The sequence below is a fragment of the Pseudoxanthomonas sp. PXM01 genome, assembly GCF_014851815.1.
Classification (GTDB): Bacteria; Pseudomonadota; Gammaproteobacteria; order Xanthomonadales; family Xanthomonadaceae; genus Pseudoxanthomonas_A.
Window position 1 is genome coordinate 221,615 of sequence record NZ_JACVAJ010000001.1, and the last position, 22,634, is coordinate 244,248.

The following is a 22,634-nucleotide window of genomic DNA, read 5'->3' on the forward strand; positions in this document are numbered from 1 at the left end:
CGCGTCTAGAGTTTTCACACCAGCGGGTGACGCGGCCGTGAGTGGATCAGGAGCGCCGTGCCGCCCGGTGCCGCGAAACCAGCTGGTCCACGTCGTCGAGTGCGCGGCGCAGGCGGGCGGTGGTTTCAGTCATGCGCGGGGTGACGTCCAGGCCGTCCAGGATCGAGCGATGGCGATCGTTGACGATGTCCTCGTTGTAGCGGATGCCATGCGCCGCCAGCATCGGCTTGAGCACGGCGGCGCGCTTGCGCAGGTCGGCCAGCGTGTTGCGGTAGGCGAGCTGGCAGACGCGATGACGGGACGAAAAGCTGAAGAGATTGGTGAAGAACAGTTCGCTGTCGTCCGCGTTCGGCTCGAACACCAGCTGGTCGATGTCCGGGTAACGGTGCGGGTACTTCTCCATGCCGATCTGCATGCGCGACTGCAGCAGCGTCCGCAGTGTCTGCGACAGCACCGCGGGCAGGCCGCCACTGGCCAGGCCGACCTGCTCGGCCTGGTCCGCCTGCGGGACGGCCTGGTTGGCGTCGAACGGCACCAGCGGGTTGATGCCGATCATCAGGTCGATGTCGCGGTCCAGCACGGTACTGGCATGCATCGTGCGGCGCAGCGCGCCGTCGAGGAAATGGCGACCGCCGATCTCCACCGGCGGGTACAGGCCGGGCAGGGCGGAGCTGGCCTGTACGGCGCGCGAGATCGGGACGTCGTCCCAGCCTTTCTCGCCGAAGCGCACCGCCTCGCCGCTGTCCAGGTCGACCGCGACCACGAACAGGTCGGCGTCGAGGCTGCGGAAATCGTTGCTGCGGCCACGCCGGCTGAAGATGTCGCGCAGGAAGCGCTCCACTTCCTCGTTGTCGAAGATGCCGGTCGGCACCAGCCCGCCGAAGCGCAGGAACAGGTCGGACCAGCGCGTGGCGCGGCGCGGGTTGCGCATCAGCCGCGACAGCCAGTCGGCGTACAGGCCGGGCAGGCTGGCCGCCCGTCGCAGGTACTCGCCGACGTTGGGGCGCAGGAAGGTCTCGGGGCGGAACTCGGCGTCGTCGCTGGTGCCGGTGATGAAGATGCGGCACATCTCGGCCGTGCCCATCCGGTTGGCCAGTCCGGCGGCCAGGAAGGCGCCGGAGCTGACGCCCACATAGCAATCCATCCGGGTCAGGTCCAGGCCGTCCAGCGCTTCGTCCAAGGCGCGCAACGCGCCGAGCTCGTACATGCCGCCGATGGGGCCGCCGCCGGCGATGGCCAGCCCGATCTTGCCGTTGTGGCCCCGTTGCCGCGCGCTGTGGATCGAAAGCATGTACTACCCGTGATGACCTTGCCGCCGGAGTGTAGCCGACCGGCCTGCGGGTTGCGGCGGCCGCGGCCTGCCCGGATCATCCCCGCCATGGCTCGAGCAAATCCGCTGATCGAACGCGTCGGCAGGCGCCTGGCCTGGCATCAGGCCGCTCACGACCCGGCGCGCGAACCCCGCAACCGGCTGCGCTGGCTTCCGGAGGTACGGCGCTGGCAGGCCGCGCGGCTGGAGGACAGCTTCGCGCACTTCCTCAACGACCCGACGCGGCGGGCAGCGGCCATGTTCTTCCTGACCGACGTCTACGGGGACCACGATTTCAGCGGTCGCGATGCCAACGTCGCCAAGGTGATGCCGATGATGCAGCGCCTGCTGCCTGGCGCCGTGCTGGAGACCGTGGCCCACGGCATCGAGCTGGGCGTGCTCACGCATGCGCTGGACATGCGCATGGCCGAGGCGCTGCACCGGATCGCGCCGAACCGCCGCAAGCTCGATGCCGACCTCTATGGCCAGGCTTATCGTGAGGTGGGCCTGTCGCGCCTGCGCCGGCACCAGATCGACCTGATCGCGGAGGTGGGCGTGGGCCTGGCGCGCGCCGTGAAGACCCCGGGCGTAGCCACGCTGCTCAAGCTGTCGCGCGGCCCGGCCAAGGCGACCGGGCTGGGCGAGCTGCAGGGCTTCCTGGAGCGCGGTTTCGCCGCCTTCGCGGCGCTGGGCGACGGCAAGGCCTTTGTGCGCGACATCGAACGCGCGGAGCGGGCCGTGTCGCGCCGGTTGTTCTCGGGCGACCCGGATCCGTTCCGCGATTAGTCGAACTTCTCGCTGAGCACCCGGCGGATCTCGGCTTCGATCGGGCCCTTCATCGCCGACAGCAGGAAGCCCAGACTCGCGGTGACACGCAGCTTGTCGGCCAGCAACGCGATCTTGCCGTCCACGCCCGAGCGGCTGAAGTTCAGGGTGTCGCCGTCCCAGCCGTACTCCATGTCGAAGCGCTCGGCCAGTTTCTTCGCGACGCCTTCGATGGCTTTGCGCGCCTGCGCAGGCGTTTTGGAATGCGGGTGCTGGATATCGATGCTGGCCATGCGCGGACTCCTGTGACGTGAACCTATTCTGCGCGGCGCCGCAGGGAGATGCCAAGCCGGGGCTGCCGGCCGCGCGCCAACCTGCTAGGCTCCCGTCGCGTGCAGAACCTCCGACTTCATTTCAGCAACCGCCCCGCGCCGGACCGTCCGCTGACTACCGGCGTGCACCGCATCGTGCGCGAGGCGGCCGGCACGATCGGGGTCGGCGACGCACTGCAGGGCGCGTTGCTCGCGCAGATCTGCGTGGATCGGCGCGGCCTGTGGCTGCAGGTCGCCAACGGCATGCGCGGCGTGCATATCAATGGCCGTCCGGTCAGGCGCATGGCGGTGCTGCGTCCCGGGGACGCGGTTTTCGTGGAAGGGGTGGAGTTGCTGCTGCAGTCGGGTTACGCATCGGCGTCGGACCTGCGTGACAGCGATGCCGGCCAGGGCGATATGCGTGTGGTGCTGCGCGGCCTGGGCGGCAAGTACCACGGCAGGAGCGTGTCGCTGGAAGAACCGCGCGTGGTCGGGCGCGCCCGTGACGCACACATCCGCATCGACGATCCTGCCTTCGCGGAGCGGCATGCCCGGTTGGAGCTGCGCGGTGAGCGTGTGCTGCTGCGCGACCTGGGCTCGTCCGAAGGCACGCGGGTCAACGGCGTGGCAGTGCGCGATGCGCTGCTCGTGGCGGGCGACCAGATCGTCTTCGACGCCCAGCACCGCTTCGTGCTGGAGGTTCCGTGGGCGCCGAGCGCGAAGCTTGAGGACCCCGCCGCCGTCGAAGATGCCGCCCGTGCGTCCGCCGAGCATGCGGTACCCGCAAAGCCCGCTTCTTCGGCGCTGCGCTGGCCCTGGCTGCTGCTCGCGGCCCTGCTGATGGCGGGCGCGCTCAGCGCACTGCTGCTGTTCGGCGCCGGCTGACCGATTTCCAGGCCCGCCAGCCGAGCAGGGCCGCCAGGATGACCGCGTACAGCAGCGGCTCGCGGATATCGGACTTCACCAGCCACCAGAAGTGCAGCACGGCCAGCACGCCGATGGCGTAGACCAGCTTGTGCAACTGGCCCCAGCGGCGGCCGAGACGGCGCATCCAGCCCTGCGTCGAAGTGATCGCCAACGGCACCAGCAACAGCCAGGCCGTGAAACCCACGGTGATGTAGGGACGTTTGACGATCTCTTCGAAGATCTGCGTCCAGTAGCCGCGCAGGTCCAGGCCCAGGTACACGCCCAGGTGCAGCGTCGCGTAGAAGAACGCGTACAGGCCCAGCATGCGGCGGAAGCGCAACAGGACCGATTGGCCCGTCAGTTGCCGCAGGGGCGTGACGGCCAGCGCGACCATCAGCAGGCGCAGCGCCCAGAGACCGGTCCGGTGCTCGATCTCGGCCACCGGATCCGCACCCAGCGCATCGCTGTCGTTGCGCCACACATCGAGGAACTGCCACGCCAGGATCGCCGCGGGCGTCAGGGCGAGCGCATGTACGGCCGCCTTGGCGGCAATCAGGCCGTGGGATGCCTTACGCACCGGCGGGACTCAGTACCACTTCTTCAGGTCCAGGCCGGCGTACATCGAGGCCACCTGGTCGCCGTAACCGTTGAACATCCGCGTCGGGATGCGGTCGACGAACAGCCTGCTCTTCGTGCCGGCGATGCGGCGTTCGGTCTTCTGGCTCCAGCGCGGATGGTCGACGTTCGGATTGACGTTGGAGAAGAACCCGTACTCCGAGGGTTGCAGGTCGTGCCACGCGGTCTCGGGCATCTTCTCGACGAACTTGATCTCGACGATCGACTTGATGCTCTTGAAGCCGTACTTCCACGGCACCACCAGCCGCAGCGGCGCGCCGTTCTGCTGGGGCAGCGGCTTTCCGTACAGGCCGGTGGCGAGCAGGGTCAGCGGATGCATCGCCTCGTCGATGCGCAGGCCTTCGCGGTACGGCCAGTTGATCGAGCCGTAGCGCACGCCCGGCATTTGCACGGGGTCGGCGAGGGTGGTGAAGGCGACGTACTTGGCCTTGGAGGTGGGCTGGAATTTCTTCAGCACCTCGCCCAGCGGCACGCCCAGCCACGGGATCACCATCGACCAGCCCTCCACGCAGCGCAGGCGGTAGATGCGCTCTTCGGGCGTCAGGCCCTTCACGAGGTCTTCCAGTGCGATCCTGCCGGGCCTGGCGCACTCGCCGCCGACCACCACAGACCACGGTGAGGTCTTCAGGGTCTTGCGCGCATTGGAAGGGTCGGCCTTGCCGGTGCCGAACTCGTAGAAGTTGTTGTAGCTGCTGACGTCCTCGAAACGGGTCAGCGTTTCGGTCGTGCGGAATCCCGAACGCGCCTGCTCGGGCGTCACGGTGATCTTCGGCGCCGGCGGCGGTTCTGCCTCGGCGCAGCCGGCCAGCGCCAGGGCAGGGGCCGCGGCCAGGGCTTGCAGCAGGCGACGGCGCTCCAGATAGATGCGCTCGTCGGTGATCTGGGTGGCGGGAATCCGCAGGGCATCGCGCAGGGACATGGGGGTATTCCTCTGGGGGCGGCACTTCGACCCGGTGGTGCTGGATTGGTTCACCGGTGGCGCTGTGCAGGGTAGTACGCAGCCGATGAAAAAAAGGATGCGACCCGGCTGGTTGCCCCTGCAACTGATGCACTGCGGCATACTAGGGATTCATTCTTCCGGGTGCCCCATGACGCGCGCGTTCAACTTCAGTGCCGGTCCCGCCACGCTGCCCGAATCGGTACTGCGGCAGGCCCAGGCCGAGATGCTCGACTGGAACGGCATCGGCGCGTCCATCGTGGAAATCAGCCACCGCAGCCAGGACTTCATCGCCGTGGCCGCGCAGGCCGAAGCCGACCTGCGCGCCCTGGTCGGCATCCCGGACGACTACGCCGTGCTGTTCCTGTCCGGCGGTGCGACCACCCATCAGGCGCTGCTGGCGCTGAACTTCGCCGCGCCCGGTCAGGTGGTCGATTACGTCGTCACCGGCCACTGGGGCAAGACCGCGATCAAGCAGGCCAGCCCCTACTGCACGGTCCACATCGCCGCCGACGGCGAGGCGGGTGGCTTCCACGACATCCCGGCACGCGATACCTGGCGGCTCACCCCCGATGCCGCCTACGTTCACATCACCGCCAACGAAACCATCCACGGCGTGGAGTTCCGCGGCGACACGCCGGACGTCGGTGGCGTGCCGCTGTTCGCCGACTTCAGCTCGTCGATTGCCTCCGAGCCACTGGACGTGTCGAAGTACGGCGTGATCTATGCGGGTGCGCAGAAGAACCTCGGTCCCGTCGGTGTGGCGGTGGTCATCATCCGCAAGGACCTGTTCGAGCGCAGCGGCCAGCCGCGCGCCGACATCTTCGACTACCGCTCGCACGCCGCACGCGATTCGATGCTCAACACCCCGCCGACCTGGAACTGGTATCTGGCCGGACTGGTGTTCAAGTGGATGTTGGCCGAGGGCGGCGTGGCCGAGTTCGCCCGCCGCAATGCGGTGAAGTCGTCGCTGGTCTACGGCGCCATCGATGCGTCGGGCGGCTTCTACCGCAACGAGGTGGCGCCGGCCGTGCGTTCGCGGATGAATATCCCCTTCTTCCTGCCGGACGACACGCTCAACGCGCGCTTCGTGGCCGAGTCCAAGGCGGCCGGCCTGTTGGCGCTGAAGGGCCACAAGGCCGTCGGCGGCATCCGTGCCTCGCTCTACAACGCGCTGCCGGTGGAGGGCGCGCAGGCGCTGGTCGATTTCATGCGCGATTTCCAGCAACGCAACGGATGAGTCAGTCGCACCATTTCGATGTGGGAGCGACGTAAGTCGCGATGAAGCGTTCCCGATAAACCTTCGCGACTTACGTCGCTCCCACAGGGATGCGACCGGACTACGGAAAACCCCATGGCCTCCAAACCCACCAAGCCCAAGAAAACCGCTGCTCCCGTGAAGGCCAAGAAAGCCGACGCCACCCCCGCACCGGCGCTGTCCGACGTGCGCGCCAAGATCGATGGCATCGACCGCCAGATCCAGTCGCTGATCGCCGAGCGCGCCGTCTTCGCCCACCAGGTCGGCAAGGCCAAGGGCAAGCTCGCCGCCGCAGTCGACTATTACCGCCCCGAGCGCGAAGCGCAGGTGCTGCGCATGGTGGTGGACCGCAACGAAGGCCCGCTCAGCGACGAAGTGCTGGTGCATGTCTTCCGCGAAATCATGTCGGCCTGCCTGGCCCAGCAGGAGCCGCTGAAGATCGGCTACCTGGGTCCGGAAGGCACCTTCAGCCAGCAGGCCGTGCTCAAGCATTTCGGCCGTTCCGCGCACGGCTTGCCGCTGGCCAGCATCGAAGAAGTGTTCCAGGAAGTCGCCAGTGGCGCCGCCGACTTCGGCGTGGTGCCGGTGGAGAATTCGGGGCAGGGCACCATCCAGATCACGCTGGACATGTTCCTGACCTCGGACCTGAAGATCTGCGGCGAAGTCGAGCTGCGCGTGCACCAGTTCCTGATGTCGCGCACCGGCCGCATCGACGACATCGAGCGCATCTACGCGCACCCGCAGTCGTTCGCGCAGACCGCCGGCTGGCTGCGCGCCAACCTGCCGAAGGTCGAGAAAGTGCCGGTCTCCAGCAATGCCGAGGGCGCGCGCCGCGCGCGCGGCAACGACGACGCGGCCGCCATCGGTGGCGAGAGCGCGGCGCACGTGTATGGCCTGAAGAAGGTCGTCATGAGCCCGATCCAGGACGACAAGGACAACACCACGCGCTTCCTGGTGATCGGCCGCAGCATCTTCCCGCCGTCCGGCCACGACCGCACCTCCGTGCTGGTCTTCATCCACGACAAGCCCGGCGCGCTGTTCGACGTGCTCAGCCCGTTCGCGCGCCACGGGATCAGCATGAACCGCATCGAGTCGCGGCCTTCGCACCACGCCAAGTGGGAGTACGGCTTCTTCATCGACCTGGCCGGCCACATCGACGACGAGGCGATGAAGCAGGCGCTGGCCGAACTGAAGCAGCATTCCGCGCAGATCAAGGTGCTGGGGTCGTACCCGGTCGCCGTGCCCTGATCCGCATGCGCTCCTTCCCCCGCTTGCGGGGGAAGGCTGGGATGGGGGCAGCGTCCGGAGTCCGGGTACGCAGTCGTCCATTTCCCTTCAAGGTCGGCTTGCCCCCACCCCAGCCCTCCCCCGCAAGCGGAGGAGGGAGCAGAACCCGAGAGATTGAATGGCCATGACACAAGACTGGATCGCCTCCGCCGGCCAACCGCTGCGCGGCACCCTCGACATCCCCGGCGACAAGTCGGTCTCGCATCGCGCCGTGATGTTCGCTGCGCTGGCGGACGGCACGTCGACGATCGATGGCTTCCTCGAAGGCGAGGACACCCGCGCCACCGCGGCGATCTTCTCGCGGCTGGGCGTGCGCATCGAAACGCCGTCACCGTCGCAGCGCATCGTGCATGGCGTCGGCGTGGATGGACTGAAGGCCGCCGACGGTGAGCTGGACTGCGGCAACGCCGGCACCGGCATGCGCCTGCTCGCCGGCCTGCTGGCCGCGCAGCGCTTCGACAGCGTGCTGGTCGGCGATGCGTCGCTGTCCAAGCGTCCGATGCGCCGCGTCACCGGTCCGCTGTCGACCATGGGCGCGCGCATCGATACCGACGAAGGCGGCCTGCCGCCGCTGCGCATCCACGGCGGCCAATCGCTGACGGGGATCGACTACACGCTGGAAGTGGCCAGTGCGCAGGTGAAGTCGGCCGTACTGCTCGCCGGCCTGTACGCCAACGGCGAGACCGTCGTGCGCGAGCCGCATCCGACCCGCGACTACACCGAGCGCATGCTGAAGGCGTTCGGCGTGGATATCGACTTCTCGCCCGGCTTCGCGCGCCTGCGTGGTGGCCAGCGCCTGAAGGCCACCGACATCGCGGTGCCGGCGGACTTCTCGTCGGCGGCCTTTTTTCTGGTCGCGGCCAGCATCATTCCCGGCTCGGAGCTGCGGCTGCGTGCCGTCGGCCTCAACCCGCGCCGCACCGGCCTGCTGCAGGCGCTGCGCCTGATGGGCGCCGACATCACCGAAGAGAACGCCAGCGAGCATGGCGGCGAGCCGGTCGCCGATCTGGTGGTGCGTTACGCACCGCTGCGTGGCATCGCCGTGCCCGAGGCGCTGGTGCCGGACATGATCGACGAGTTCCCGGCGCTGTTCGTTGCGGCGGCCGCGGCGGAAGGACCGACGGTCGTGAGTGGCGCGGCCGAGCTGCGGGTGAAGGAATCCGATCGTCTCGCCGCCATGGCCAACGGCCTGCGCACGCTGGGCCTGCGCGTGGACGAAACGCCGGATGGCGCCACGATCTTCCCCGGCGAGCTGCAGGGTGGGGCGGTGGACAGCCACGGCGACCACCGCATCGCGATGGCGTTCTCGATCGCGGGCCAGCTCGCGAAGGGCGAGGTGCGCGTGGGCGATGTGGCGAACGTGGCGACGTCGTTCCCGAACTACGATGGGCTGGCGACGGGCGCGGGGTTCGCGCTGCGCAAGGCGTAGCGCTGTTGCTTTCTGTGGGAGCGACGTAAGTCGCGATGAAGCTTTCCCGGTAAGTCTTCGCGACTTACGTCGCTCCCACAGGCAAGATTCTGTCCAACCGGATTTGATGCATACAGAAAAGGGGGCGCCTGCCCGCGCCCCCTTTCCCTTCCTCGTCGGTGGTGCGTGACGCGTTAGATCGGCTTGAAGTCGACCGGGACCTTCACGCTGGTCGCGATGGCCTTGCCGTTGCGCATGGCCGGCTCGAAGCGCCACTGCTTCACGGCGCTCAGGGCCGCACGGTCGAGGTCACGCGCGCCGCTGCGCTCGACCACGCTGACGTTGACCGGATTGCCCTGCGCATCCACCTCGGCCAGCACCACGACGGTGCCGCCGACGCCGGCACGCAGCATCGAAGCGGGATACTTCGGCTCGGCGTTGCCGGCCAGCGGGCGGGCATCGCGGCTGATCGGGGCCGGGCGGTTGGCGGCGGCACGCTCGGCGCGCGCCTTCTCGGCGCTGGCCGTCGCACGCTCGTTGGCAGGCGTGGTGGCGGCCGGATCGTCGATCACGTTGCCAGGCACGGTCGCGACCGAGGCGCCGGTAGGCGCACGCGACTGGCTCCACCAGATCAGGCCGCCGGCGGTCACCGCGAAGGCGAGCAACAGCAGCAGGACGGGCGAGGTGGTGCGGCGCGGTTCGACCGTGGTGTCTTCGATCGTATCGGTGGCGCGGTATTCGTTGTTGGTGGGCATCGACATGTGAACCTCCGTTTCGCGTTGTGGGTTCCGCGTTGGAACGGTGCCGAGTCTTTGCGCGACGATGTTTGCGATGCGTGATTGGGCGATGAAGCGAGCGGGATTGAGTTCAGGTATTCGAACCGACGTTCATGTGCGTGCAGATCGCGTGCAGATCAACGCGACAGCAGCCACCACAGCGCCACCAGCACCAAGAGCGCACCAGCGCCCAACTTTCCCAATGGCAACGCGCACCCAGAATGTGTATCCGCCTCTAGGAGTCTGCCTTTCTCCAGTCCGTCTATCAGAGCGTCGATGGCCTCTTCCTGCGTCGTCCGGTATCCGGCGTCGCGGACACGGACGTCTGCATCATGCAGGTAGAACATCACGACCTTCGGAAGACGCACATCCGGGAAACGTTCATGCATCCACGCATTGAATGCGGGCACGGTGGTCGCGTACCAGAATTTCAGGTCTGCTTTCCCAGTAGGGCTGATCGCCCTCAATCGCCTCAGTTCGTCCGCGATCTCGCGCAGGTTGTCACGATGCACGCTGAAGGCATCACCGCATCTTGAAATCGATTGGCACCGTCACCGCACCCGGCACCGGCTGCCCATCGCGCTGCGCCGGCTGGAAGCGCCACTGGCGCACCGCGGTGAGTGCGGCGCGATCCAGATCGCGCGAGCCGCTGCGCTCGGCGACCTCGACCGAGGTCGGGATGCCATCGGCGCCCACTTCGACGCGGACCATGACCGTGCCCTGGTCGCCGTTGCGCATCGCCGACGACGGATACTCCGGGGCCGGGGTCTGGCCGGGAATCGGTACCGGCACCTCGCCGGGTGCGAGGGCGACCGGCGCGGCCGGGGCCGTAGCGTCGCTGGGCGTGGCCGGCAGCGGGGTCTCGGAGACCGGGGCCGGCATCGGCGCTTCTTCCACCAACTGCGGACGCTCTTCCGCGGCCGGCCGCGGTGCCGGCTCTTCCATGCCGCTGGCGCCGGCGCCGTTGGCCAGCGGCTCCGGCAGCACTTCGATCGGCAGCGGCTTGCCCGGCGTGGTGGCCTCCGGGGTATAGAAGCCGTCGTCGCGGCCGGCCCACCAGACGATCACGAACAGCAGCAGGCCGATGCCGAAGGCGATGCCGGCGTTGCGCAGGGCAGTGCGGGGCAGGCGGAAGGTGAAGTGCGGGTCGTGCGGTTGCTGGGCCGACATGGGAGTCACCGGAAAAGACGCGCCGATTCTTGCACAGCCGCGGTTAACCGCGCGGGCAGGCGGTCGCAGATGGGCGATAATGCCGGCTTCCCACGCCAGACAGCTGTTTCCATGCTCGATCCCGTCCTGCTCCGCACCCAACCCGCCGAACTCGCCCAGCGCCTCAAGGAGACCCGCGGTTTCGACCTGGGCGTGTCCCGCATCGCCGACCTGGAAGCCTCGCGCAAGCATATCCAGAAGCGCACCGAGGAGCTGCAGAACCTGCGCAACACCCGCTCCAAGGCCATCGGCCAGGCCAAGGCCAAGGGCGAGGACGTGGCCGCGCTGATGGCGGAAGTGGCTGGCTTCGGCGATGAGCTGAAGGCCTCGGAAGTGAAGCTGGACGAGATCCGCAGCGAGATCGAAGCTATCGCGCTGGGCATCCCCAACCTGCCGCACGCCAGCGTGCCGGTCGGCAGCGATGAGGCCGGCAACGTCGAGCAGCACCGCTGGGGCACGCCGCGCAGCTTCGAGTTCGACGTCAAGGACCATGTGGAGCTCGGCGCCCGCCACGGCTGGCTCGATGCCGACACCGCCGCCAAGCTGTCCGGCGCGCGCTTCACCGTGCTGCGCGGCCAGCTGGCGCGCCTGCACCGGGCGCTAGCGCAGTTCATGCTCGACCTGCACACGAACGAGCACGGCTACGAAGAAACCAGCGTGCCGGTGATCGTCAACGCCGACTCGATGCGCGGCACCGGCCAGCTGCCGAAGTTCGAGGAAGACCTGTTTTCCACCCAGCTGGGCGAGCACAAGCGCTACCTGATCCCGACCTCGGAAGTGCCGCTGACCAACATCGTCCGCGACGAGATCCTCGACGACGCCCGCCTGCCGCTGCGCATGACGGCGCACTCGATGTGCTTCCGCTCGGAAGCCGGCAGCGGTGGCCGCGACGTGCGCGGCATGATTCGCCAGCACCAGTTCGAGAAGGTCGAACTGGTCTCCATCGCGCGCCCGGAAGAAAGCTACGACGAACACGAGCGCATGACGCGCAGCGCGGAAATCGTGCTGGAAAAGCTGGGCCTGCCGTATCGCCGCATGCTGCTGTGCACGGGCGACATGGGGTTCTCGGCCACCAAGACCTACGACCTGGAAGTCTGGCTGCCGTCGCAGGCCATGTACCGCGAAATCTCCTCGTGCTCGAACTGCGAGGACTTCCAGGCCCGCCGCATGCAGGCCCGCTGGCGCAATCCCGCCACCGGCAAGCCCGAGCCCGTGCACACGCTCAACGGCTCCGGCACCGCCGTCGGCCGGGCGCTGATCGCGGTGATGGAGAACTACCAGAACGCCGACGGCTCGATCACCGTGCCCGAGGCGCTGCGCCCGTACATGGGCGGCGCCGAGCAGATCGCCTGAGTCCTTCTCCCCGCACACGGGGAAGGCGGCAAACATTCCTTTTCCCCGCAAGCGGGGAGAAGGTGCCCGAAGGGCGGATGAGGGGCAGCTCTTCGTGCAGAAGCCTCCGTCTCGCAGCCCGTTGCTGATCGAACGTCGAATGTCACCGCGAGCCGCCGGCATGCCGCCTCCGCTCGCCCCTCACCCGCCTTCGGCACCCTCTCCCCGCTGTGCAGGGAGAGGGGAGTGAACCCGCCTTCTACTCACCAGAAAGAAAACGGCCCGCTTGCGCGGGCCGAACGGAGAGGAGTTGCGGGTACTTGGTAACTCAGGCGGCCTGGCGCAGCGGGGTGGGAATGCTGGCCAGCGCGGCTTCGATGGCCTGCGCCTTGTGCTCGGGCGAGTAGGCCACGCGCTCGGCGCGGATGAACTCGACGTCGGTGATGCCGAGGAAGGCGAAGACCTGCTTGATGTACGGCGCCACGAAGTCGATCGCGGTGCCGGCGTATTCGCCGCCACTGGCCTCGGCCACGATGACCTTCTTGCCGCCGACCAGGCCCACCGGGCCGTTCTCGGTGTACTTGAAGGTGCGGCCGGCCACGGCCACGCGGTCGATCCAGGCTTTCAGCGTGGACGGCACGCCGAAGTTGTAGCGGGGCACGCCCAGCACGATGACGTCGGCGGCCAGGAATTGCTGCATGGCGGCCTCGCTGGCTTGTGCGGCGGCGGCATCGCCCCCACCCAGTACGGCATTGGTCAGGTGGGCCAGCGGGTCGGCGTCGAGGTCGCGGTAGGTGACCTCCAGCCCGGGCACGCTGTCCTGCCAACGGGCTACGATGGCGGCGGTCAGTTGTCGGCTGACGGAGTTGGCGGCCAGCGCGCTGCTGTCGATGTGCAATAGTTTCACGGTGGTTCTCCAGTCGGATGCGGCCAGTGCCGCCTTGGAGATCACTGTAGGTCGTTGCATTAATGGGATAAACGTGGTCTAACGTCACTGATTGTTCTAAAGGCGGAATTATAGTCATGCAGCACGACCTCAACGACCTCTATTACTTCGCCATGGTGGTGGACCACGGCGGCTTCGCCGCGGCCGAGCGTGCCCTGGGCATTCCCAAGTCCCGACTGAGCCGGCGCATCAGCCAGCTGGAAACCGACCTGGGCGTGCGCCTGCTGCAGCGCTCGACGCGCCGCTTCGCGGTGACCGACGTCGGCACCAGCGTGCACCGCCATGCGCAGACGATGCTGGCCGAAGCGCAGGCCGCGCGCGAAGTGGTCGACCGCCTCAGTGCGGAACCGCGCGGCGTCGTGCGTGTCAGCGTGCCGGTGGCGGTGGCGCAGATGCAGTTGCCGAAGATCCTGCCGGCCTTCCTCGACAAGTACCCGAAGGTGCGGCTGCAGCTGCACGTCAACAACCGCCGGGTCGACATCATCAATGAGGGCTACGACGTGGCGCTGCGCGTGCGCGCCAAGCTCGACGACGACGGCAGCCTGGTGATGCGCAGCTTCGGCCAGATCCAGGAACTGCTGGTCGCCAGCCCGAAGTACCTCAACCGCGCCGGTCGCCCGAAGGTGCCGGAAGACCTGGCCGAGCACGTCACGCTGAGCATCAGCGAAGACGAGGCTCGCCAGCGCTGGGAACTGCACGGCCCGAACGGCGAGGTGCGCCGGATCGAACTGAATCCGCGCCTGGCCGGCTTCGATTTCCCGTTGCTGCAGTCGATGGCGAAGGACGGTTACGGCATCACGCTGCTGCCGGAGACAGTGTGCGCGGAAGCCGTGCGCAAGGGCGAGCTGGAAGTAGTGCTGCCGGAATGGAGCCTGCCGCAGGGCATCTGCCACGCGGTGTTCGCGTCGCGCCGGGGCCTGTTGCCGGCGGTGCGGGTGTTCATCGATTTCCTGGCCGAGCATCTGCCGCAGCAGATCGAGTCGTCGCGGCTGGATTGCGGTGGCAAGTGTGCGGAGGAGAAGGAGAAGGCCATCGCGATGGCCATCGACAACACCAAGGCCGCCAAGGTGAAGAAGGCCTCGTAAGCCACGGCGGCGGGGTTCGTGCGAAAATGCGCCACGGCCTGCAACGGGCCGGGCGCGCTGCCGGGGTAGGGCGGCGAGGCACCGCGACGGCGTCGCGGGCAGTTCCAGAAAACGGAGAGATGGCCGAGCGGTTTAAGGCAGCAGTCTTGAAAACTGCCGTAGGTGTAAGCCTACCGTGGGTTCGAATCCCACTCTCTCCGCCACTTCGATAACCATGAAACGTAGGATGGGTGGAGCGTAGCGATACCCATCGTTTCCATGTGCCGGATCGTCAGCGATGATGGGTATCGCTGCGCTCAACCCATCCTACTGGCTAGAGAGTGCAATCAAGCGGACATACTTCTGAAAGCGAGAAATCGATGACGATTGGGGTAAGTGAAGAGCACCTTCGGTAAGCTTTATCGGCAGTCTTTTGAGATAGCAATTAACCTAGCGGCACTCCCAAAAAGATACCTAAGGGCGTGAGGAGTGGATAGAGCTTCGGTAGGAGGTCTGCGGCTATAGCGCTTCCCGTAGCACTTTCGAGCACTGTCCGAAGTGAAGACAACGAGTCTCGCAAGATGCTTCGCTTGGGTGAGCCGGACTCAATCTGAGTAAGTATGGTTTTTGCATCAGCTGCTGCGATTTTCTCAGAGCTCTTATCCAATTCCCCTGCTCGCGCCAAAATTAACTGCATTAGTGACTTCAATGCATCAAGGTCGATTTCGTTCTCTTGATTTTGTCGGCCACCGGAGTGCTGCTGGATCTGAGAGTGACTCATTGTTCCTATGTTGTTCGTAGTGATGATCACGTTGCTTTGCGCAGCCTGCGTCACCTCTTTGCGTGTAAAAGTAAGTCCATCTCCCTTCACGCCTCGCCCTTCAAGCTCGAGTGCCCAATCAAGCACTCGATTTCTAGTTGCTTCAAGTGGTCGCAAAAGCGCTGACCTGGGTAGCTGGATAGCAATTTCTGTGTCGCTACCGATTGCTTCGCAAATTGCTTGTCGCTTCCCGGGAGGAACACTCATCATGATGAATCCGTCGCGGGCGTCCGATATTCCTTCTTCGAGTTCACGCACTGACTGGCGAAAAGCAGTTCGGTCCGCTAGAGATGAGATTTCTGGATTCTGAAAGAAAACAGGCTTCCAACTGCCGTCCCAATCTTTGGCCTGCAGCCTGCCTACAACTTCGCGATACGCAGGGAGGTCTACATCGTTCGGATACCCGTTAAGCTCGTAGCCAACCCATTGTTCAATGTCTGGTAGCTCAAGGCGGCGTGAAGCGACCTTAACTTTTCTCAGTAAATCGGCCAATGGCGTGTCTTTATCCATCGCTGCATTGACAATTTCATCGATGAGGCCCACAGAACCTCCTTATTGATTATTGGAGTTTTAACGATATTTAAAAGTAAGCGCGGATGCGAAATGCTGATTGCGATGACCTTTCCATTATCGGGCGCAAAGCTTCGATCTCAGAAATATAGAGCAGCAGCTTAGCCGGTAGGATGGGTTGAGCGAAGCGATACCCATGAAACCGGCTCCCCGAAGCCGGCCTCACCAGATTCCGCACAGCCCCAATCCATCGCTAGCCTTCCGTCGCCGACAAACCGATGGAACGTCGAATAGCCCGTAGGATGGGTTGAGCGCAGCGATACCCATCTCTGACGCTCTCCGAAACCCGCCTCATATCCGTCCCGGCCACAATTCTCCCAGCATCCCATCGCGCGCGGACCGATGGAATGCCGAGTTTCGGCGGGCCTGATTGGCCGCGATGAAGGGTAGAGTGGCTTCGCCGTTGAACGCCGCTTCGCTCCCCTCATTCTGCGTACTATCGCCTCTTCGCGTTGACCACCAACGTCTCATCCAAGGAGTCGCCTAGGCATGCCAGCACGTGCAACCCAAGTTGCTCGTCGGTGCAGTTCTTAGGCAGCGGTGAGTACTCTTTGTCGAGAGGTTTGCCGCTGGTTCCTTTGCTTACCCACGCCGTGAGGTCGTAATTCTGGTCATCGGGCCAGTCCTCACTGCTGACACTCCCGGATTCCCTGTCCGCCTTGTTCAAGTCCTTGTTCTTTATGTCGAGCGCCCGGGATACGGGCTCCCCGAGCGGCGCGTACACCTGCTCGAACTCCTCCCATTCGACCCATGGCAGCGACATGCCTATTGCATGGCGAATCGATTTTCCGAAGTCCTGTGGGCTGAGATCCGTCAGGTCGAATCTCGCTTCCAGGCGAAGCGGCGTATTCCCCAGCCTATTGACCAGCATCCTCGAAAAAATATAGACGTGATCTCGAAAGAGCTTTATGTGTGCAGCGTGGCAACGAAGTGATGTGCTGGTGCTCATCGGCAGGTTCCAGTTCCGTGGTTTCTGATCGGTCGCGACGATGGTAGAGGGGCTTCGCCGTTGAAAGCCGCTTTGCTCAACCCATCCTACGACCATTCGGTAGGCGGACCCTGGTCCGTGAGTCCGCTAGACTCCAGCCACGCCTAAACAAGACACCACCCACATGGCCCTGACGCCCACCCCCCTCACCGCCGCCATCGCCGGCGTCTTCGCCGGTGTCGCCATGTCGTTGATCTGGCCGAAGCTGGGGGACGAGACGATGTACTGGGTGTTCGCGTTCCTGCTGGTGATCGCGCTGCCCATGCACGTGCTGGTCGTGGGTACCAAACCCATGCAGACCGCCGAGGGCAGGGCGGGCATCGATGCCGCCGTGCTCAAGCGCGTCGCCATCTGGCTGGTGGCCGGCATCGCCAGCGTCGCCCTGATGAAGATCGTCACCGCCTGACACCCCGCGTGCGCCGCGCACGCACACGATACGCAGCGTCCTGAACCTGCCGCGCCGCCCCGACTGGACGATGGGCCGCGCACCTGCCTATCATCGTCCTGCCTGATTACGCATGCATACGCAAAGGGCCCCTTGGAATCGAGGAGCCAGCCATGCGTGGGCACACCCCCGTCTCGACACATCCGACGCCGCAGAGCGCCGAAGGCCTCGCGCAGTGGCGCCGGCTGACACGGCAGGGCAACACCGCCTTCGCCGCCGGCCGGCTGGACCTAGCCGCCCTCGACTACACCCGCGCCCTCCAGCTCGCCACTACGCTCGCGTCCGGTGCCGCACTGACCGCCACGCCCGACGACTGCCTCGCCGCCCTCGTCGTGGCGCACCACAACCTCGCCGATACCCACGAACGCCGCGGCGATGACAGCGCCGCGCTCGACCACCTGTGCGCTGCGCATGACGCGCTGATGCGCATCGCCTGCGATGCCGGCGCGCGCGACGACGTCCGCCTGCACGCCATCCGCCACCTGACCGAAGCCCGCATCGCGCTGCTGCACTGGCAGCGCACACACGGCCACTGCACGCGCACCGACGCCCTGCTGTGCGCCAGCGCCACCGTCGCCTTCTCGCCGTTCGACGGCGCCCGTCACTGATCCCGACTTTTCCCCCGGAGACCCCGACCATGCCGCACACGCTGCCCGCCCTGCCTTACGCCTACGACGCCCTGGAACCGCACATCGATGCGCAGACCATGGAGATCCACCACAGCAAGCACCACCAGACCTACATCACCAACCTCAACAACGCGGTGAAGGACACGCCGTACGCAGACACATCTGTCGAGGAACTGATCGCCGACCTTTCCAAGCTGCCCGCCGCGCTGCAACTGCCGGTACGCAACAACGGCGGCGGCCACGCAAACCACAGCCTGTTCTGGACGGTGATGGCGCCGGCCGGCGAGGGCGGTGGCGGCGCACCGACCGGAGCGCTGGCGGCGGCGATCGACAAGGACCTCGGTGGCCTCGACGCCTTCAAGGAGGCCTTCACCAAGGCCGCGCTGACCCGCTTCGGCAGCGGCTGGGCGTGGCTGGTGGTCGGAAGCGACGGTCGCCTGTCGGTCGAGAGCAGCGGCAACCAGGACAGCCCGCTGATGGCCGGCATCGGCTCCGGCGGCACGCCCATCCTCGGCCTGGACGTGTGGGAACACGCCTACTACCTGAAGTACCAGAACCGCCGCCCCGACTACATCGCGGCGTTCTACAACGTCGTCCGCTGGGACGAAGTGGCGAGGCGTCATGCCGAAGCCGGACGCTGACGCGCCCTTGGGTGGCCTGAAGGCGCCACAGCCGCTGCGCGCGCGCGACCTGCGCCGCGCGCTCGGCATCGCCATTCTCGTGCTCGGCGTGATCGCGCTGGGCTGGAACTTCTGGCAGTTCGTCAACAGCTCGCCGGTGATCCGCGACGCCTTCATGGGCGGCTCGGTCGCGGCGACGGCGACCGCGCTGGGCGCGTTGCCGGTGCTGTTCTCGCAGAACCTGTCCACGCGTACGCAGGACACGCTGCTCGGCTTCGGCGCCGGCGTAATGCTGGCCGCGTGCGCGTTCTCGCTGATCATGCCCGGGCTGGACGCGGCGCAGGGCACGCCGCTGTTCGGTGGCGGCGAAGCGGCAGCGAGTGCGCTGATCGGGCTGGCGATCCTGCTGGGCGGCGGCGTGATGATGGCGCTCGACCGGTTGCTGCCGCACGAGCACTTCATCAAGGGCAGGGAAGGACAGGTCTCGGAGAAGCTGCGGCGCACCTGGCTGTTCGTGTTCGCCATCGCCCTGCACAACCTGCCGGAAGGCCTCGCCATCGGCGTGGGCTATGCGGGAAACGACGGCGTGGCACGCGCGAACGCACTGGCCATCGGCATCGCGTTGCAGGACGTGCCGGAAGGCCTCGTCGTCGCGGTCGCGCTGCTGTCAGCGGGCTACAAGCGCTGGCTGTCGGTGTTCATCGGGGCCGCCAGCGGCCTGGTCGAACCGCTGGGTGCCGTGCTCGGCGCATCGGTGGCCGCGCACTCGCAACTGATGCTGCCGTGGGGCTTGGGCTTCGCCGCCGGCGCCATGCTGTTCGTGATCAGTCACGAGATCATCCCCGAGTCCCATCGCAAGGGCCACGAGAGCTTCGCCACCACCGGCCTGATGATCGGCTTCGTGCTGATGATGGTGCTGGATACGGCGTTGGGGTGATCCCACCGCCGTCCACACAACCCACGTCGCGACGTCAACGGGACTACGTAGGATGGGTGGAGCGAAGCGATACCCATCACGCCATCTCTCCAACATTGCCGACCTCACCTTCTAAGCATCCCCAATCCGAAGACAGGAGTCCTTCCCGCACAAACCGATGGAACGTCGAATACGGCCAATCCACCACACGCGCCACATACCCATGCTTCACCGGATTGACGTGGATATAGTCGATATGCCGCTGCAGATCCGCCTCGTCCCGGATCAGGTGCTCCCAATACCGCCGTTGCCAGATACCGCGTTCGCCCTTGCCGGCACGACTCGCACGACGATGCTCGCCTTGCGGCAGACCATGCGAGAACCGCGTCTTGATCAGGCGCCAGCGCATCGGAAAGTCGGTATCGCCGGGCGGTAGCGTCCACACGGCGTGCAGGTGGTCAGGAAGCACGACCATGGCGTCGATGACGAACGGATGCCGCTGGCGGGTATGCCGGACAGTGTCGCGCAGCAGGTCGACATGGTCGACCAGCAGGGTCGTGCGGCGGTCGGCGAGGTTGACGGTGAAGAAGTAGGTGCCGCCAGGGACGAGGGCGCGTCGGTAACGGGTCATTCCTTTGACCTTGTGGATGGCGATGATGGGTAGACCGGCGATGCGGAAGGCGCTTCGCTCCATTCATCCTGCCTCTGATGGATGGCGACGATGGGTATCGCTTCGCTCCACCCATCCTACAGGTGCGCGCATGGCCTCCGGCGCTTAACCCGTCCTCTGTTCTCCGTATCATCGGCTGACCATAGGAGGGGGCATGCGTCGAATGCTCGTAGCTACTGGTAGCGGATGAGACCGGCGTCGCGTGGCGCCGGAAGCACGGCCGCAGGCGAATGGGTCATTTCTATCCAGTGTCGGGTCTTATTGATGGATCAGCCGATCATTTCGATCCAGTGTTCGATCTTATTGATGGATGAGCGGATCATTTCGATCCAATGTTCCATCTTCTTGATGGATCAGCCGATCAATTCGATCCAACGTTCGATCCTGGCGATGGATGGGAGGATCGTTTCGATCCAGCGTTGGACCTTGCTGACTGGCAAGAGCATCTTTCAGTCACGTAGCGCGGGTAAGGCCCACGGCCGCACCCGGGGGGCGTCATCCATGACGGTCATCGCGTGCCCCGGGTGCGCTGCGCTCACCCGGGCTACGGAAGGAGATGTCGATCGACGGGGACGATCGGGGCATTTCGATCCAGGCATGGCTCTTTCCGGACAATTGGCCGGAAGAAAGGCCTCAGTCCAGCTTGTCCAGCAGCGCCCTGGCCACGCCGACCGCCGAGGCCGGGTTCTGGCCGGTGATCAGCTCGCGGTCGACCACCACGTGGGCCTGCCAGGGCTGGGCATTGCTGCGGTACTGCACGCCGGCCTGCTGCAGGGCGGTCTGCGGGTAGAACTTCATGGTGCCGCCGTTGAGCGCGCCCTTGGCCTGTTCTTCTTCGTCGTTGCTGATCACCGTCACCTGATAGCCGGCATAGATCCATGACGACGGCGCAGTGGCGCGCTGCTGGCCTTCCATCTGCTGCAGGAACGAGGCGTTGCCGGGCAGCGTCGACAGCAGGGCGATGGGGCCGTGGCAGACCAGCGCGGTCGGCTTGCCTTGGGTGTGGAAGTCGGTCAGCAGGCGGCCCAGCGCCGGGCTGGCCAGCAGGTCCTGCATCGGCGCGTGGCCGCCGGGGATGTAGACCGCGTCGAATTCGCCGTAGCCGATCTGCTCCACGCGGGACAGGCTGAGCACCGGCGACTGCGCGGCGGCGGTCAGCTTGAGCTGCGCCAGCAGCTCCTCGTGCGCCTTCAGGGCGGCGGGGTCGTTGCCGAAGTAGGCCGCATCGATCGAGGTGCGGTCGACCGTAGGCGCACGGCCTTCCGGGGTGGCGAAGGTGATGCGGTGGCCGGCGTCGCGCAGCGCCTTGACCGGCTGCATCAGCTCGTTGAGATAGAAGCCGGTGGGATAGACGCGGGCGTCGCGCAGCTCCAGGTGGTCGGCATCGGACAGCACCACCAGCACGTGGGCGGCCTGGGCGTTGGCGCTGCCGAGGGCCAGCAGCACGGCGGCTGCGAGGGGGGTGAACAGGTTCATGGCGGTCTCCGGGCGGGGCGGAATGCCCCGGTTGGCGCGCACTTTATTCCGGCCTTTAGGGGCGATAAATTGGCCTCGGGGGAAGTCATCTGTTCGCTGGAGGCAATAATTGGGGCGCCGATTCGATCATCTGGCCGATGTGGAAGCGCTGGTCGCCGTGGTCGACCACGGGTCGCTGACCGCGGCGGCCGTGGCGCTGTCGACCACGCCGTCGGTGGTCAGCCGTGCCGTCGCGCGGCTGGAGGCGCGGCTGGGCGGGCAAATGCTGCGACGGACCACGCGCCGGATCGGCCTGACCGAGGCCGGTCGGTTGTACGTGGAGCAGGCGCGTGCCGCCTTCCATCTGATCGACGATGCCGAACGCGCCGTGCAGGGCGAGGCGGGCACGCTGACCGGGCAGGTGCGGATCAGCGTGCCGACCACGTACGGGCATTACCGGTTGCCGGCGTTGCTGCGCGGCTTCGTGCAGCGGCATCCGCAGGTGCGGGTGGAGGTGAACATCGCCAACCGCAATGTCGATCTGGTGGCGGAAGGATTCGATCTCGCGATCCGGCTGGGCGAGCTGCCCGATAGTGGCCTGGTCGGGCGCAAGCTGGAAGACGCGAGCTTGAGCGTGGTGGCGTCGTCGGACTATCTCGCCGCGCATGGCACGCCGACGTCGCTGGCCGCGCTTGCGCTGCACACCTGCCTGCCGTTCGTGCTGCCGAGCAGTGGGCGCGTGGCGCCGTGGCTGTTCCGGGTGGAAGGCGACGATGTGGATTGGACGCCGGCTTCGCGCATCGAAGTATCCGACGATGTGCTCGGCGTGGTGTCGCTGGCGCAGGCCGGTGTGGGCCTGTGCCAGAGCTACGATTTCATCGTCGATGCGCCCCTGCAGCGCGGTGCGGATCTGGTGCGCGTGCTGCCGCAGTTGGCCGGACGCACGCGTCCGTTCTCGCTGATCTATGCGCCGCATCGTCGCCTGTCGGCCGCATCGCGCGCGTTGATCGACGCACTGGTGGAAGCGACATCGCGCGCGACGTGAGCGTATCCGCATGCGCGCACGGTGTTCGATGCCCGATGCGACAGCGGCGGAAATCCGCGGAAAACACGGGATTTCGCGCGTGCATTTAACATTCTTAACATCACGTTGACCTCTCAATGTGAGATGCGGACTACAATGCTGCATCGCATCAGTCGATGTCCGCGTCCATGTCTGGGGACGGACGCGCATCTGTAGCGCATATGCGCGCAGCGTGCCTGGCACGCGACGACTCTCTTCCTGCGCCCCTCACTGCGGCGTATTTCCGGTGCGTTTCCCCGCCTGCGTCCCTTGACGCTCTGCGTCGTGCCCCGTGCGCGGCCTCACCCGCGAAC

Annotated in this window: 24 protein-coding genes and 1 tRNA gene; 13 read left to right on the forward strand and 12 right to left on the reverse strand. The window is 66.2% G+C overall.

What is annotated here, in order from left to right; genetic code table 11:
• Positions 1-46 precede the first annotated feature (46 nt).
• Entirely contained in the window at positions 47-1,291 is a 1,245-nt protein-coding gene (locus tag IB230_RS00985; RefSeq protein ID WP_192267868.1) for a patatin-like phospholipase family protein, read from the reverse strand.
• An 87-nt stretch (positions 1,292-1,378) separates the two neighbouring features.
• On the opposite strand from IB230_RS00985, the gene IB230_RS00990 reads away from it, so the two are divergent.
• A complete protein-coding gene (locus IB230_RS00990) occupies positions 1,379-2,095 on the forward strand; it encodes a hypothetical protein (protein WP_192267870.1) in 717 nt (238 codons plus the stop codon).
• Here the strand turns inward: IB230_RS00990 and IB230_RS00995 are convergent.
• Entirely contained in the window at positions 2,092-2,367 is a 276-nt protein-coding gene (locus IB230_RS00995; RefSeq protein ID WP_062358489.1) for a polyhydroxyalkanoic acid system family protein, read from the reverse strand. The genes IB230_RS00990 and IB230_RS00995 overlap by 4 nt on opposite strands.
• Before the next feature lie 99 nt (positions 2,368-2,466).
• On the opposite strand from IB230_RS00995, the gene IB230_RS01000 reads away from it, so the two are divergent.
• The gene (locus tag IB230_RS01000) at positions 2,467-3,270 is read left to right on the forward strand and encodes an FHA domain-containing protein (RefSeq protein WP_192267872.1); all 804 of its coding nucleotides are present in this window, start codon (positions 2,467-2,469) and stop codon (positions 3,268-3,270) included.
• Here IB230_RS01000 and msrQ read toward each other — a convergent pair.
• Together msrQ and msrP are read right to left on the reverse strand one after the other, a co-directional pair.
• A complete protein-coding gene (msrQ, locus tag IB230_RS01005; protein WP_192267874.1) occupies positions 3,239-3,868 on the reverse strand; it encodes a protein-methionine-sulfoxide reductase heme-binding subunit MsrQ in 630 nt (209 codons plus the stop codon). The genes IB230_RS01000 and msrQ overlap by 32 nt on opposite strands.
• 9 nt (positions 3,869-3,877) lie before the next feature.
• Positions 3,878-4,846: a protein-methionine-sulfoxide reductase catalytic subunit MsrP gene (msrP, locus tag IB230_RS01010; RefSeq protein WP_192267876.1), complete on the reverse strand. Its 969-nt coding sequence runs from the start codon at positions 4,844-4,846 to the stop codon at positions 3,878-3,880.
• Between the two features lie 169 nt (positions 4,847-5,015).
• On the opposite strand from msrP, the gene serC reads away from it, so the two are divergent.
• The 3 genes from serC to aroA all read left to right on the forward strand — a co-directional run bounded on the left by serC (position 5,016) and on the right by aroA (position 8,838).
• Positions 5,016-6,104 (forward strand): phosphoserine transaminase, encoded by a 1,089-nt coding sequence (gene serC, locus IB230_RS01015; RefSeq protein WP_192267878.1) that lies wholly within the window; start codon positions 5,016-5,018, stop codon positions 6,102-6,104.
• Between the two features lie 114 nt (positions 6,105-6,218).
• Positions 6,219-7,370 (forward strand): prephenate dehydratase, encoded by a 1,152-nt coding sequence (gene pheA, locus IB230_RS01020; RefSeq protein WP_192267880.1) that lies wholly within the window; start codon positions 6,219-6,221, stop codon positions 7,368-7,370.
• A gap of 157 nt (positions 7,371-7,527) precedes the next feature.
• Positions 7,528-8,838, forward strand: coding sequence for a 3-phosphoshikimate 1-carboxyvinyltransferase (aroA, locus tag IB230_RS01025; protein ID WP_192267882.1), 1,311 nt, complete (start codon positions 7,528-7,530; stop codon positions 8,836-8,838).
• Positions 8,839-9,011: 173 nt separating this feature from the next.
• Here the strand turns inward: aroA and IB230_RS01030 are convergent, their stop codons facing one another.
• The 3 genes from IB230_RS01030 to IB230_RS01040 form a co-directional block, all read right to left on the reverse strand.
• Positions 9,012-9,578, reverse strand: coding sequence for an energy transducer TonB (locus tag IB230_RS01030; protein ID WP_192267884.1), 567 nt, complete (start codon positions 9,576-9,578; stop codon positions 9,012-9,014).
• 152 nt (positions 9,579-9,730) lie between these two features.
• On the reverse strand, positions 9,731-10,105 hold the full coding sequence (locus IB230_RS01035; protein WP_192267886.1) for a hypothetical protein: 375 nt from the start codon (positions 10,103-10,105) through the stop codon (positions 9,731-9,733).
• Between the two features lie 10 nt (positions 10,106-10,115).
• Complete coding sequence (locus tag IB230_RS01040; RefSeq protein ID WP_192267887.1) at positions 10,116-10,763, reverse strand: energy transducer TonB; 648 nt, start codon at positions 10,761-10,763, stop codon at positions 10,116-10,118.
• Positions 10,764-10,874: 111 nt separating this feature from the next.
• On the opposite strand from IB230_RS01040, the gene serS reads away from it, so the two are divergent.
• Positions 10,875-12,155, forward strand: a complete 1,281-nt coding sequence (gene serS, locus IB230_RS01045; protein WP_192267889.1) for a serine--tRNA ligase — start codon at positions 10,875-10,877, stop codon at positions 12,153-12,155.
• A gap of 307 nt (positions 12,156-12,462) precedes the next feature.
• On the opposite strand, the gene IB230_RS01050 is transcribed toward serS, so the two are convergent.
• A complete protein-coding gene (locus IB230_RS01050) occupies positions 12,463-13,041 on the reverse strand; it encodes an NAD(P)H-dependent oxidoreductase (RefSeq protein ID WP_192267891.1) in 579 nt (192 codons plus the stop codon).
• 116 nt (positions 13,042-13,157) lie between these two features.
• Between IB230_RS01050 and IB230_RS01055 the strand changes: the two genes are divergently transcribed.
• Positions 13,158-14,165 (forward strand): LysR family transcriptional regulator, encoded by a 1,008-nt coding sequence (locus IB230_RS01055; protein WP_192267893.1) that lies wholly within the window; start codon positions 13,158-13,160, stop codon positions 14,163-14,165.
• Positions 14,166-14,278: 113 nt separating this feature from the next.
• Positions 14,279-14,368 (forward strand) — tRNA-Ser (locus IB230_RS01060).
• Positions 14,369-14,589: 221 nt separating this feature from the next.
• Here the strand turns inward: IB230_RS01060 and IB230_RS01065 are convergent.
• Together IB230_RS01065 and IB230_RS01070 are read right to left on the reverse strand one after the other, a co-directional pair.
• Positions 14,590-15,507: a hypothetical protein gene (locus tag IB230_RS01065; protein ID WP_192267895.1), complete on the reverse strand. Its 918-nt coding sequence runs from the start codon at positions 15,505-15,507 to the stop codon at positions 14,590-14,592.
• A 463-nt stretch (positions 15,508-15,970) separates the two neighbouring features.
• On the reverse strand, positions 15,971-16,483 hold the full coding sequence (locus IB230_RS01070; RefSeq protein WP_192267897.1) for a hypothetical protein: 513 nt from the start codon (positions 16,481-16,483) through the stop codon (positions 15,971-15,973).
• A gap of 163 nt (positions 16,484-16,646) precedes the next feature.
• On the opposite strand from IB230_RS01070, the gene IB230_RS01075 reads away from it, so the two are divergent.
• From IB230_RS01075 to IB230_RS01090, 4 genes are all read left to right on the forward strand, one after another.
• The gene (locus tag IB230_RS01075; RefSeq protein WP_192267899.1) at positions 16,647-16,928 is read left to right on the forward strand and encodes a hypothetical protein; all 282 of its coding nucleotides are present in this window, start codon (positions 16,647-16,649) and stop codon (positions 16,926-16,928) included.
• Positions 16,929-17,080: 152 nt separating this feature from the next.
• On the forward strand, positions 17,081-17,575 hold the full coding sequence (locus tag IB230_RS01080) for a hypothetical protein (RefSeq protein WP_192267901.1): 495 nt from the start codon (positions 17,081-17,083) through the stop codon (positions 17,573-17,575).
• 29 nt (positions 17,576-17,604) lie between these two features.
• A complete protein-coding gene (locus IB230_RS01085; RefSeq protein WP_192267903.1) occupies positions 17,605-18,237 on the forward strand; it encodes a superoxide dismutase in 633 nt (210 codons plus the stop codon).
• A complete protein-coding gene (locus tag IB230_RS01090; protein ID WP_192267905.1) occupies positions 18,218-19,153 on the forward strand; it encodes a ZIP family metal transporter in 936 nt (311 codons plus the stop codon). The genes IB230_RS01085 and IB230_RS01090 overlap by 20 nt, the downstream gene beginning before the upstream one ends.
• A gap of 76 nt (positions 19,154-19,229) precedes the next feature.
• Here IB230_RS01090 and IB230_RS01095 read toward each other — a convergent pair whose 3' ends face one another.
• Both IB230_RS01095 and IB230_RS01100 read right to left on the reverse strand, forming a co-directional pair.
• The gene (locus IB230_RS01095; protein WP_225589113.1) at positions 19,230-19,826 is read right to left on the reverse strand and encodes a transposase; all 597 of its coding nucleotides are present in this window, start codon (positions 19,824-19,826) and stop codon (positions 19,230-19,232) included.
• Positions 19,827-20,435: 609 nt separating this feature from the next.
• Positions 20,436-21,278, reverse strand: a complete 843-nt coding sequence (locus IB230_RS01100; protein WP_192267907.1) for a type 1 glutamine amidotransferase domain-containing protein — start codon at positions 21,276-21,278, stop codon at positions 20,436-20,438.
• 109 nt (positions 21,279-21,387) lie between these two features.
• Here IB230_RS01100 and IB230_RS01105 point away from each other — a divergent pair, with 109 nt between their 5' ends.
• Positions 21,388-22,302: a LysR family transcriptional regulator gene (locus IB230_RS01105; protein ID WP_192267909.1), complete on the forward strand. Its 915-nt coding sequence runs from the start codon at positions 21,388-21,390 to the stop codon at positions 22,300-22,302.
• The last annotated feature ends 332 nt before the right edge of the window (positions 22,303-22,634 follow it).